The sequence below is a fragment of the Flavobacterium sp. HSC-32F16 genome, assembly GCF_024171645.1.
GTDB lineage: Bacteria > Bacteroidota > Bacteroidia > Flavobacteriales > Flavobacteriaceae > Flavobacterium.
The window spans coordinates 719,599-732,016 of the sequence record NZ_JALKAC010000002.1 but is presented as its reverse complement, the minus strand read 5'-3'; the positions used below and the strand labels follow the sequence as shown (position 1 = coordinate 732,016).

Here is a 12,418-nt window from a genome sequence, read left to right as displayed (position 1 = left end):
ATAAAAGTTAACTTACTCATCAGTAGATTTTTTTGCGAGATTGTTACACTAAATCTTTTAAAATAATATATAAAAAAACTACTTTTGCAGTCTGAAAATCATAACTACACAATGAGCACAACTAAAAAAATACAATCAGCGTTAATATCTGTTTTTTCGAAAGATGGATTAGAGCCAATCGTTAGAAAATTACACGAGCAAAACGTAACACTTTACTCAACTGGAGGAACAGAAGATTTCATTAAAAACCTTGGAATTCCGGTAGTTCCTGTAGAAGATATTACTTCTTTCCCTGAAATTCTTGGCGGAAGAGTAAAAACATTACACCCTAAAATTTTTGGCGGAATTTTAAATCGTCAGGATAATGAGAGTGATGTGCAGCAAATGAAAGAATTTGACATTCCTCAAATTGATTTAGTAATTGTTGATTTGTATCCTTTTGAAAAAACAGTTGCTTCTGGCGCAAGCGAACAAGATATTATTGAAAAAATTGATATTGGCGGGATTTCTTTAATTCGTGCGGGTGCAAAAAATTTCAAAGACACAGTAATTGTTGCTTCGGTTAATGAATATAGTTTACTTTTAGATTTGATTACAGAGCAAGATGGAGCAACAACTCTAGAAAACAGAAGATTGTTAGCAACTAAAGCGTTCCATGTTTCCTCTCATTATGATGGTGCTATTTTTAACTATTTCAATACAGATGAAACAATCTATAAAGAAAGTATTGCCGATGGACAGGTTTTAAGATATGGTGAAAACCCACATCAAAAAGGATTTTTCTTTGGAGATTTTGACGCTATGTTCAAAAAAGTTCATGGAAAAGAGTTGTCTTACAATAACTTATTAGACGTAGATGCAGCTGTAAACTTAATAAATGAATTTAAGACTGACGGACCAACATTTGCAATTTTAAAACATAATAATGCTTGCGGTTTAGCTTCAAGAAAAACCATAAGCGAAGCTTATTTAGCAGCTTTGGCTTGCGATCCTACATCGGCATTTGGAGGTGTTTTGATTGCAAATACTAAAATTGATTTAGCTACTGCACAGGAAATCAACAAATTATTCTGTGAAGTTGTAATTGCTCCAAGTTATGATGATGAAGCCATTACAGTTTTACAAGAAAAGAAAAACAGAATTATTTTAGTTCAAAACGAAGTTGAATTACCATCTCGTCAAGTAAGAACTTGTCTTAATGGTATGTTAATTCAGGACAGAAATAATATTACGGATAATAAAGAGCATTTAAAAACCGTTACAATTACAGAACCTACTGCTCAAGAGATCGAAGATTTGATCTTTGCTTCGAAAATTTGCAAGAATACAAAATCAAACACTATTGTATTTGCAAAAAACGGAACATTAATTTCTTCAGGTACAGGTCAGACTTCAAGAGTTGACGCTTTAGTTCAAGCAGTTGACAAAGCAAAAGCTTTTGGATTTGATTTAACAGGCGCTTCGATGGCGAGTGATGCATTTTTCCCATTTCCGGATTGTGTTGAATTAGCTAAAAAAGCAGGAATAACTGCTGTTATTCAGCCAGGAGGTTCAATAAAAGACGAATTAAGCATAAATTATTGCAATGAAAACAATCTTGCAATGGTATTTACAGGAACACGTCATTTTAAACATTAATTTGTTTAACTTTGTTCGATAAATAATTTTATAACATTTTAAACCCCTAAAAAACTTATGGGATTTTTTGATTTCATGACCGAGGATATTGCGATAGACCTTGGAACCGCAAACACTTTAATCATACATAATGATAAAGTTGTCATTGATAGTCCGTCTATCGTTGCACGTGATAGAGTATCAGGCAAAATCATTGCTGTTGGTAAGGAAGCCAACATGATGCAAGGTAAAACGCATGAAAACATCAAGACCATAAGGCCTTTGAAAGATGGTGTAATTGCCGATTTTGATGCTTCGGAAAAAATGATCAATATGTTCATTAAAAGTATTCCAGCATTGAAAAAAAGAATGTTTACTCCTGCATTACGCATGGTAGTTTGTATTCCTTCTGGTATTACTGAGGTAGAGATGAGAGCGGTAAAAGAATCTTGTGAAAGAGTAAACGGAAAAGAAGTTTATTTGATTCACGAGCCAATGGCAGCCGCAATTGGTATTGGTATCGATATCATGCAGCCAAAAGGAAACATGATTGTTGACATTGGAGGGGGTACAACTGAAATTGCGGTTATCGCATTAGGCGGAATTGTTTGCGACAAATCTGTAAAAATTGCAGGTGACGTTTTCACAAATGATATCGTGTATTATATGCGTACACAACACAACCTTTTTGTTGGAGAAAGTACTGCTGAAAAAATTAAAATTCAAATTGGGGCGGCTATCGAAGATTTAGACGGACCTCCAGAAGATATGTCAGTTCAGGGTAGAGATTTACTTACTGGTAAACCAAAACAAGTTGATGTTTCTTACCGTGAGATTGCAAAAGCATTAGACAAATCGATCCAGCGTATTGAGGATGCTGTAATGGAAACATTATCTCAGACTCCTCCTGAATTAGCTGCCGATATTTACAACACTGGTATTTATTTAGCTGGTGGCGGGTCTATGTTAAGAGGTCTTGACAAACGTATTTCTCAAAAAACAGATTTACCTGTTTACATTGCCGAAGATCCATTAAGAGCAGTTGTTCGCGGTACGGGAATGGCTCTTAAAAACATCGCGAAATTTAAAAGTATCTTAATCAAATAAGATTTAAAAATAACAATCAATATACTTTTATTAGAGTCAAATTTTTAATATTTGACTCTAATAAATTTGAAACCTTAAAGCATATCCTGAAACAAAATAACCAGACACGAAATGCAGCAAATTTTTAATTTCATTATAAGAAACAGTAATCGATTGCTGTTTTTGCTGCTTTTAGGTATTTCGTTGACTCTTACAATTCAATCGCATTCCTATCACAGAAGCAGAGTAATCAGTTCAGCTAATTTTTTAAGCGGAGGTGTTTATGAAAGAATCAATCGTGTAAACGAATATTTGAGTTTAAGAGCCGAAAATGACGAACTTGTACTTGAAAACGCAAGGTTAAAAAGTCTTTTATTTAATAAAGAAGACACTACAAAAGCACCACTGCCAGATAGTATAAAAGGAGTTAAACCTGCCGACATCATCGTTTCAAAAGTAATTCACAACTCTTATAATACACACGAAAACTATATCACTTTAAACTCTGGAAGAAATGAAGGTGTTAAACAAGATATGGGTGTTATTAATAGCTTAGGAATAATTGGAGTTGTAGACAATACTTCGCCAAATTACTCAACTGTGGTTAGTATTTTGAATATGAAATCGCAGATTAATGCTAAAATCAAAAAATCAAATCACTTTGGTTCTTTAACCTGGGATGGAAAAAGTACAGGATTTGTTCAGCTGGAAGATGTTCCTAGATTAGCTTCTATCAGAAAAGGTGACACTATTGTTACAGGAGGACAATCAGTAATTTTCCCTGAAGGAATAAACATTGGAACTGTAAATAAGATTTACATTAAAAAGAATACAAGTTACTATGTTATAGACGTTAAGCTATTTAATGATATGACAAACCTAGGACATGTATATATTATTAAGAGTAAGGACAGAGAAGAACTTATTAATTTAGAAAACAAAAGCAAAGGAAAAGATGAGTAGCGCTTTGTTAGTAAATATTTTTCGATTTATCATGTTGCTGGCAATTCAGGTTGTTATTTTTAATAACATGAATTTTTTAGGCTACATAAGTCCTTTTCCATATATTTTGTATATCATTTTATACCCAGTAAACAGTAACAGAGCCGGACTTATTATTTCCAGTTTTCTGCTGGGATTAGTCATGGATATGTTCTGTAATTCAGGCGGAATTCATGCTACAGCCTGCGTTATACTAGCGTATTACAGGCCCTATTTCTTTAAATTTTCATTTGGTTTAAGTTATGAATACCAAACTATTAAACTAAATGATTCCCTTACGCCCGAACGGTTCTCATTTATATTAGTATCTGTTTTATTACACCATATTGTACTTTTTACACTGGAAGCTTTTCAGTTTAAGTTCATAATAGATATTTTACTGCGAACGCTGTTTAGCACTATATTTACAATAATCACTTCAATTATAATAATTTATATTATAAAGCCCAATAAACGATGAGAAAAGTTCTGCTGCCCTCTTTAATTATTATTGCAGCATCTTTGCTAGTGATTCGGATATTTTATCTGCAGATTATTGACGATTCATTCAAACTGAAATCAGAAAATAATGCGATTAAAAAAGCCTATGATTATCCTGAGCGAGGTTACATTTACGACCGAAATGGTAAACTATTGGTTGCCAATCAGGCTTCATATGACATCATGGTTATCCCAAGAGAAATTGGAAAAGATATAAACATTACAGAGTTTTGCTCGTTATTAAATATCACTCGTGAAGAATATGATAAAAGAATCGCAAAGGCAAAAGTTTATAGTCCAAGACTTCCATCGGTTTTCTTATCACAATTAAATAAAAACGAATTTGCTGCTTTTCAGGAGAAAATCAGAAAATATGAAGGTTTTTATTTTCAAAAACGTTCCCTGCGTGATTACGAAGTAGATTATGGTGCCAACATTTTTGGTTTCATTACTCAGGTAAACGAAAATTTAATTGCCAAAAACCCATACTATAACAGTGGAGATTTAATTGGACAACAAGGTGTAGAGCAAAGCTACGAAGAAATTTTACGTGGCGTAAAAGGTGTAAAATACATTCAAAAAGATAAATACAACCGAGAAATCGGCCCATATAAAGAAGGGAAATACGACACGATTGCCGTTGCCGGAGAAGACATCAACCTAACCATTGACGCCGAACTTCAAAAATACGGTGAGGAGTTGATGATTAATAAACGAGGCGGAATTGTTGCCCTTGAACCTAAAACTGGTGAAATTCTGGCATTAGTAACTGCGCCATCTTATGATCCTGGTATCTTAGTGGGAAGACAAAAATCTAAAAACTACACACTTTTATATCACGATTCGATTGCAAAACCTTTATACGACAGAGGACTTTTAGCTGAGTACCCTCCAGGTTCTCCATTTAAAATTTTAACTGGTCTGGTTGCATTGCAAGAAGGAGTTGTTAATGAACAAACCTCTTTTATGTGCCATCACGGTTTTAGCTATGGAGGTGGTCGTTTCATGAAGTGCCACGGTTTTGGACCTCATCAATTGCATAACGGGATTTACAATTCTTGTAATACCTATTTCGGACAGGCATACATGCTGACTATCAACAAGTATAAAGATCCGGGACAAGCGGTTGATGTTTGGAGCAATCACGTAAAAAGTTTTGGTTTAGGTCAATTTATGGGATATGATTTACCAATTGGTAAAAAAGGAAATATTCCAACATCAAAAACATACAAAAGAATTTATCCTAACGGAGGATGGAGAAGCTCAACTATTGTATCAAACGCAATTGGACAGGGTGAAGTTTTAATGACTCCTATTCAGCTGGCTAATATGATGGCAACAGTTGCTAATCAAGGATATTATTACACGCCTCACATCATTAAGAAAATTGAGGGAGAAAAAATTGATCCTAAGTTCACAACAAAACACGTAACCACAATTGATCAAAAATATTTCCCTCCGGTTATCAGTGGTTTGTTTGATGTATACAACAAAGGTACAGCTTACTCTCTTAGAGTAAACGGAATTGATATTTGTGGAAAAACCGGTACTGCCGAGAACTTTGCTAAAATTAATGGAAAAAGAACACAGCTTAAAGACCACTCTATATTTGTTGCATTTGCACCAAAAGACAATCCAAAAATTGCTATTGCAGTCATGATTGAAAATGGAGGTTTTGGAGCAACAGTCGCTGGTCCGATTGCGAGTTTAATGATCGAAAAATACCTAAGACATAAGATTACCAGAACTGACCTGGAAGTAAGAGTATTAAACAAAAGTTTACTTTCAGAATATGCTAAGTTAGGCGGAATAAGTGAAGCTCTTAAAATTGAGTCTGTCCCTAAAGATTCTGTCTTGCAGGCAAAAATCGTAAAACCAAAAGCACCCGTTACAACGGCACCAAAAACTGAAGTTAAAAAAACAGCGGTAGACACTACTAAGAAAAATTAAGAAAGATTATTTCAAATGAAAAATCAGAGTGTAAAAAATAATATCGATTGGATAAGTGTCTTTATCTACATTGCGCTGGTAACTTTAGGTTGGCTGAATATCTATTCGTCTTCCTTATTATCAACTGATGGTACATATCAAAAACAGCTTATTTTTATCGGATGTACGATTCCGTTGATCTTTGTTGTGCTTTTTGTTGATGGTAAATTTTATGAAAAATATGCCAGTATTATTTTTGGTGTTGCACTGTTATCTTTGGCAGGATTGTTTTTATTTGGTAAAACTATTGCAGGTCAGCGATGTTGGTATGCAATTGGAAGTTTTACGATTCAGCCTTCTGAATTTGCAAAAGCCGCTACATCATTGGCATTAGCCAAATATTTAAGCGACACACAAATTAACCTTAAAGAAACTAACAGGCAATTACAAGCATTAGCAATTGTTTTCCTGCCTGTAATACTTATTTTACCTCAACCCGATCCTGGAAGTGCATTAATTTACAGTGTTTTCATTTTGGTATTGTTTAGAGAAGGATTACCATCATGGTATGTCTGGACTGGTTTTATCACTATTTTATTATTTGTCTTAACTCTGATCCTGGAACCTTATGTCGTAATTCTAATAGCGCTTGGCGTGCTTATTATTATACATTTTAAAGGCAGAGCAGTTGACAGAAACATTCTTCTAAGTGCGATTTTACTTGCTCTTATTTCGGGATTTGTTCTTTCTGTAGATTACGTTTTTGACAATGTTTTTAAACAGCACCACAGAGATCGTTTTAATATCCTTTTAGGAAAAACGGTTGACATGAAAGGTATTGGATATAATACAAATCAATCTGAAATTGCTATTGGATCTGGAGGATGGATTGGAAAAGGTTTTTTAGAAGGAACACAAACTAAAGGAGGATTCGTTCCTGAACAGCATACCGATTATATTTTTACAACAGTTGGTGAAGAATGGGGATTTGCAGGTTCTTTGGCTGTTATTTTACTTTTTACGGGTTTATTTTTAAGGGTAATTTATTTAGCCGAACGACAAAAAACAAAATTCAGCCGGGTTTATGGTTACTGCGTTGCCGGAATTTTATTTATACACTTTTTTGTAAATATTGCAATGGTCATTGGCATATTCCCTACAATTGGGGTTCCTCTGCCCTTCTTTTCTTATGGAGGTTCCGGACTTTGGGGATTCACTATTCTGCTGTTTATCTTCTTGAAAATGGATGCTAATAAAGTAAATGAATGGTAATAGGTAATATTTAAATACTCAAAGATTTAAATTCAATTTGCAGAAATAATTTTCTGAATAATAAATAATTTAAAGCTTCAACTCAGATTTTAAAATACTGAGTCGAAGCTTTTCTTTTTTATTGCGTACATTTCAAACTCAATTTATCGCATAAACATTGCCGGCAGTTTCCAACCGCTATATACATAAACATCTACATACCAAAGTTCAAACCTTGGCAATAGATAAAAAAAAGTCCGAAGTTTAGAACTTCGGACTTTTTAGTTTTTAGCTTTTATAGAATTATATTTTTTCAACAGGTTTCTTCTTCAAAAGTTTTAGAATAACCGGAAATGTTGATATAATAACAATTATAATAATGATATATTCTATGTGGTGTTTTAGATCTATACCTTGTTTTAAGAACACTCCATATAAATAATGTCCAGCAAAGATTAAAATGAATGACCACAAAAAAGAACTCAAAACATTATAAAACATAAACTTCTTTTTATCCATAGAAACTATTCCAGCAATAATAGGAGCAAAAGTTCTAAAGATTGGAAGGAAACGCGCATAAATAATTGCTTTTCCTCCATATTTTTCAAAGAAGTCTTTTGACTGCAAAAGATACTTTTTCTTAAACCAGAATGAGTCTTCTTTTTTAAATAAATAATAACCGCTTTTTGCACCAAACCAATATCCCGTCATATTACCTAAAACCCCCATAACGGCAACAGCCGTTGAAAGTAAAAATACATTAATGAAATCGCTTGGAATATGAACAACATTTTGCATTAAATCGCGGCTATAAATACCAGCTAAGAACAGCAAACTATCTCCTGGCAGAAAAAAACCTGCGAAAAGTCCTGTTTCTGCAAAAACAATAAACAGAACAATAAACAACCCAATTTGAAAACCTCCGATGCTTAAAGTGATATAAAATTCAGGGTTTATTAACTGGGTCCAATCAAAATTACTCATAAATGAATTTGGTTATATTTATAAGTTCGTGAAATTAACAATAATTTGCCTTAACCACAATTAAAAGCCATATTTTAAAGATAAATTAACTATTAAAAAAGCCCGAATTATAAACTCGGGCTTAAAAAATTATTTTTCTCTTTCGTACTTGCAGCAAGAATGCAAGTTATCATAATCGGCATCAGTTGCTTTAGCCTCTTTAGTATCGTGACCTGCCTTTGCAATTGCCAGATTTAAATCTTTTGGAGAAGATTTCTCTTCATTCAAAATTACGGCCAATTGATGCGAACTGACATCCCAAGATGCAGTCTTTACTCCCGGAACACCATACGCTGCTTTTTCGATACGTTTTTTACATTGTTCGCAGTTACCGTTTACTTCTGTCGTATATTTTAAATTTTTATTCTTTTTAGTTTGAGCCTGAGCCGAAAATCCTAAAAAAGTGATCATTGCGATTAAAATCAAATTTTTCATTTGTCTATTACTTAGTGTTATAAATTTATTATTGTTTGAGTTCTTATTTTATCTTAAATCGTAATCCTGCGTAATACATCTGCCCAAAAATTGGAGCGTATGCTACAGAGGCATCAAAATTTGGTCCGAAAGGATCATTTGCTCCTAAAATTGCTTTTTGCTGTTTGTAATTCCCAATGTTTTCTCCGCCTAGATATACTTCAAAAACAGACGAAAAAACTCTTGTTACCTGAGCATTCATTACTGCATAAGAAGGTGAAAAATCAGGAAACTGATCTTCAGCAGGGTTTGAAGCTGTGTAAGGCAATTGCTGCTTTCCTGACCAGTTAAAAGTATAATCAAACTTCCATTGTTTATCTTTGTTTAAAGTCGTTTCATACTCTAAATTACCAAGAAAACGATGTTTTGCCTGAAGTGGACGCTGAAAAGTTCCTCTCAAATAATCAGTTTGAATGTCATAATATTTATAAGCCGTTCTTAAGTTTAAGTTATGAATAAGCTCATAATTAAACTCAACCTGAAGGCTGTTTGCAAAAGAGTTTCCTTTTAAATTATAAAACAAAACATCCTGCGGACTCTGCATTATATCTACAATTGCCTGATTTTGAAAATCGGTTCTGTAGATATCAAATCCGGCATCGGCATTATTACCGAAAAGTTTAAATTTCTGAGAAAAACTAATTCCGTAATTCCAGGCAATTTCAGGATTTAAACCATATATTTTTCCATTTTTATCTAAAATCGAGAACGTTCTTGAACTTGCGAAAAGTTGTTGATTCTCTGCAAAAATATTAGCCGAACGTTTTCCTCTTCCTGCAGAAAAACGGAGTACTGCATCCTTCCATGGATTGTATCGCACATGCAGACGCGGTGTTGCGAAAAAACCCAATCGGTTATGATTATCAACTCTTCCGCCTAAAATGATGCTGAAATTATCTGTATTGTCATAAGTATATTCAAAGAATGCTCCAATCGAGTTATCGATTCGGCTGTAATCATTAGCATTCACAAATTCCTGATATTGATCGTACGTAAAATTTAAACCTGTTGTAAACTTGTGCATCGTATTGTTGATAATCGAATTGAAAATTAAATTCGAATAAAAGCTATTTTGTTTAATATCATATAGATTCAAACCAAAATACGAATCTTGTTTGTGAGTATTAAAGGCATTTTGAAAACCAATACTCTGATACGGCATATCTTTAAAAACGTAACCAATTTTTGTCGAAACATCAAAACGTTCTGTATTGATTTCAGATCCCCAAAGGTTTGTTGTGCCGCGATCACGATCTTTATCAAAATCAACTTCTCCGGTTTGTTTTTTATCATTCATATATCTAAAATTGATAAAACTTACCAAACCACTTTCCGGATCATAATATTGATAACGGTTTAAAACATTGATTTGCTTTCCTAGAGGATTGTCTAGAAATCCGTCATCATTCATGTCGTTTTTTGCCACACGAGCATTTCCGTGAACAAACAGACTTGTTGCCCATTTGTCAGATAATTTTTTATTGAAATGGGTATTCAGCTCAAATCTGGAATCGGTAGAGCCATAAGCATTTACGAAAAATGGAATATCGCTTAATGGTTTTAAAAGCTCAGTATTAATTTGTCCCGAAATACTTTCGTAGCCGTTAATAACACTTCCGGCACCTTTAGTAATCTGAACACTTTCGATCCAGGTACCTGGCGTAAAAGACAAACCATAAGCTTGTGAAGCACCACGTACCGAAGGAATATTTTCTTCGGTAATCATTAAATACGGACTTGTTAATCCAAGCATTTTTATTTGTTTAGTTCCTGTTAAAGCATCAGAAAAATTAACATCAATTGATGGATTTGTTTCGAAGCTTTCGGCCAGGTTACAACAAGCCGCTTTTAAAAGTTCTTTGCTGGTAATTAAAGTAGTATTTGAAGTGAGCGTATAAGATTTTTTAATTCCTTTTTGCTTCTTTGTGATTTTTACTTCCTCTAAATCTTCCTGTGAAAACACAGAAACAGAAAGCAAAAACACCACAAAAAGCATGATATTTTTTTGCATAAAAAAAGATTTTAATATTATTTAGAATTTATGTTTAAAGTTTCTTGAGTACGAAACATTCAAACAACACAATACAAGCCATACAGTGGAGGCTTGATTCTAAATATTAAAATCAGGAATAAAAAATGTATTGATTATATAATTTGAATAAGGGGGGCGCATTTGCATCTGAATAATACGAAATGACTTGATTGTTTTTGAAATTTGGAATTGACAAAAACGCAATGGGTTTGTATTCCTGAATTACTGCCGGAAATGCAAGCTGAAAAAAGAAAATCTTAAAAGTAGCATCATCTGATTTCTTTTCAAGATGAACCACTTTATCTTTACAACAAGATGATTTTCCTTCTTTATCTCCGCAGCATTTTTTTTCAGGAGATGCCGATGCAGAAGTGTTTAAAGAAACTGAAGCGATTTTTCCGCCGCAATAATGTACATCAAAAGCAAACCCTGTGTTGGAAACCAACAATAGGAACGCTAAAAACAATACTGTGCATTTCTTTAAACTCATACGGCAAAAGTACCAAAAATGGCTTGAATAAAATTCTAAATGAAATGTTATTTTTTAAAATTTTGAAACTGATAATAAAATGCAGGAATAAATAACAATACAAATATGGGCTGAATTATAAATCGACGTACATAAAAAAGAAGCCAGCTGTTTTCAGGAAAATATCCAACAATTATAAAAAATGCTCCAAAAAGCAGTATTCCAAAAAATAGATATAAAAATGTACTAAAACTTAAAATTCCTTTGTCATTAAAAAGTGCATAAATTAAAACGAGTGACAAAATTGTATTTAATGTAAAACGAAACAACAGGTTAAAAAAGAGCTTAAAGAAATCAAGATTGGGCAAAGGCACATTTTTAGAAGTAGTTTCGAAATAATCCAATAAGGGATCGTAAAACAATGTTTTTTCAAAAGCTCGAATTAATCCAAAACAGACGATAATAATTACTGAAACAGCAATTTTCTTTTTTTGCTCCAGTATTCTATTTAGCATATTTTGAAAATTTATTTACCCAAATTACCCATAATAAAAAAACAGATCCATAAATAGCTAATGGAAATAAAACACCATGGAGCAAATGTGACTGATCAGGAAAATGAAATAAAAGAACCGTTAACAATGCTATTCTAACAACGTTTAGGATATAAATAAAAATTATTCCAAACAAAATATAAAGCAGTGTAACTTTTAGTCTACCTGAAAAAGCAAGTACAAACGAGACAAATAAAATGATAACACTGACTGCATTACAACCTTCAACAATACGAATTTGATATTTAGTATTGAACCATACTTCTAACCACGGAGAAGCAAAACCCTGCTGTACTTTAATATCATAATTGAATGCCGAAAGCAATTGCTCCACATTATGCCCCACCCAGCTGGTAACTGCGTCTACTTCATCGGCTTTAAGACTGTTAAGGTAAAATTTATAGACAACAGTAAGTGCAATATAAGCCGCAAAAAAAGTTCCGATAAAAATTAAAAATGGCTTGAATTGAATTAGATATTTTCTCAACAGATTTTTTTTTC

The 12,418-nt window shown here is 33.2% G+C and carries 12 protein-coding genes; 6 read left to right on the top strand and 6 right to left on the bottom strand.

Features of this window, described 5'->3' with window-relative positions:
• Positions 1–111 precede the first annotated feature (111 nt).
• From purH to rodA, 6 genes are all read left to right on the top strand, one after another.
• Positions 112–1,638 (top strand): bifunctional phosphoribosylaminoimidazolecarboxamide formyltransferase/IMP cyclohydrolase, encoded by a 1,527-nt coding sequence (gene purH / locus L1276_RS09820; protein WP_253787276.1) that lies wholly within the window; start codon positions 112–114, stop codon positions 1,636–1,638.
• A 57-nt stretch (positions 1,639–1,695) separates the two neighbouring features.
• A complete protein-coding gene (locus L1276_RS09815; RefSeq protein WP_008466528.1) occupies positions 1,696–2,724 on the top strand; it encodes a rod shape-determining protein in 1,029 nt (342 codons plus the stop codon).
• Between the two features lie 111 nt (positions 2,725–2,835).
• Positions 2,836–3,666, top strand: coding sequence for a rod shape-determining protein MreC (gene mreC, locus L1276_RS09810; RefSeq protein WP_253787274.1), 831 nt, complete (start codon positions 2,836–2,838; stop codon positions 3,664–3,666).
• Entirely contained in the window at positions 3,659–4,165 is a 507-nt protein-coding gene (locus tag L1276_RS09805; RefSeq protein ID WP_253787272.1) for a rod shape-determining protein MreD, read from the top strand. The genes mreC and L1276_RS09805 overlap by 8 nt, the downstream gene beginning before the upstream one ends.
• A complete protein-coding gene (gene mrdA, locus L1276_RS09800; RefSeq protein ID WP_253787271.1) occupies positions 4,162–6,135 on the top strand; it encodes a penicillin-binding protein 2 in 1,974 nt (657 codons plus the stop codon). The genes L1276_RS09805 and mrdA overlap by 4 nt, the downstream gene beginning before the upstream one ends.
• 15 nt (positions 6,136–6,150) lie before the next feature.
• Positions 6,151–7,386, top strand: a complete 1,236-nt coding sequence (gene rodA, locus L1276_RS09795; protein WP_253787269.1) for a rod shape-determining protein RodA — start codon at positions 6,151–6,153, stop codon at positions 7,384–7,386.
• 282 nt (positions 7,387–7,668) lie between these two features.
• Here rodA and L1276_RS09790 read toward each other — a convergent pair whose 3' ends face one another.
• From L1276_RS09790 to xrtF, 6 genes are all read right to left on the bottom strand, one after another.
• Positions 7,669–8,349, bottom strand: coding sequence for a DedA family protein (locus L1276_RS09790; protein WP_253787267.1), 681 nt, complete (start codon positions 8,347–8,349; stop codon positions 7,669–7,671).
• Positions 8,350–8,478: 129 nt separating this feature from the next.
• Positions 8,479–8,823, bottom strand: coding sequence for a heavy-metal-associated domain-containing protein (locus L1276_RS09785; RefSeq protein WP_253787265.1), 345 nt, complete (start codon positions 8,821–8,823; stop codon positions 8,479–8,481).
• A gap of 43 nt (positions 8,824–8,866) precedes the next feature.
• Positions 8,867–10,873, bottom strand: coding sequence for a TonB-dependent siderophore receptor (locus tag L1276_RS09780; protein WP_253787263.1), 2,007 nt, complete (start codon positions 10,871–10,873; stop codon positions 8,867–8,869).
• Between the two features lie 112 nt (positions 10,874–10,985).
• On the bottom strand, positions 10,986–11,384 hold the full coding sequence (locus tag L1276_RS09775; protein ID WP_253787260.1) for a hypothetical protein: 399 nt from the start codon (positions 11,382–11,384) through the stop codon (positions 10,986–10,988).
• A 47-nt stretch (positions 11,385–11,431) separates the two neighbouring features.
• Entirely contained in the window at positions 11,432–11,878 is a 447-nt protein-coding gene (locus tag L1276_RS09770; RefSeq protein ID WP_253787259.1) for an exosortase F system-associated protein, read from the bottom strand.
• Positions 11,868–12,404 carry an exosortase family protein XrtF gene (gene xrtF, locus L1276_RS09765; protein ID WP_253787257.1) on the bottom strand — a complete coding sequence of 179 codons (537 nt, stop codon included), beginning with the start codon at positions 12,402–12,404 and terminating at the stop codon, positions 11,868–11,870. The genes L1276_RS09770 and xrtF overlap by 11 nt, the downstream gene beginning before the upstream one ends.
• Positions 12,405–12,418: the final 14 nt, after the last annotated feature.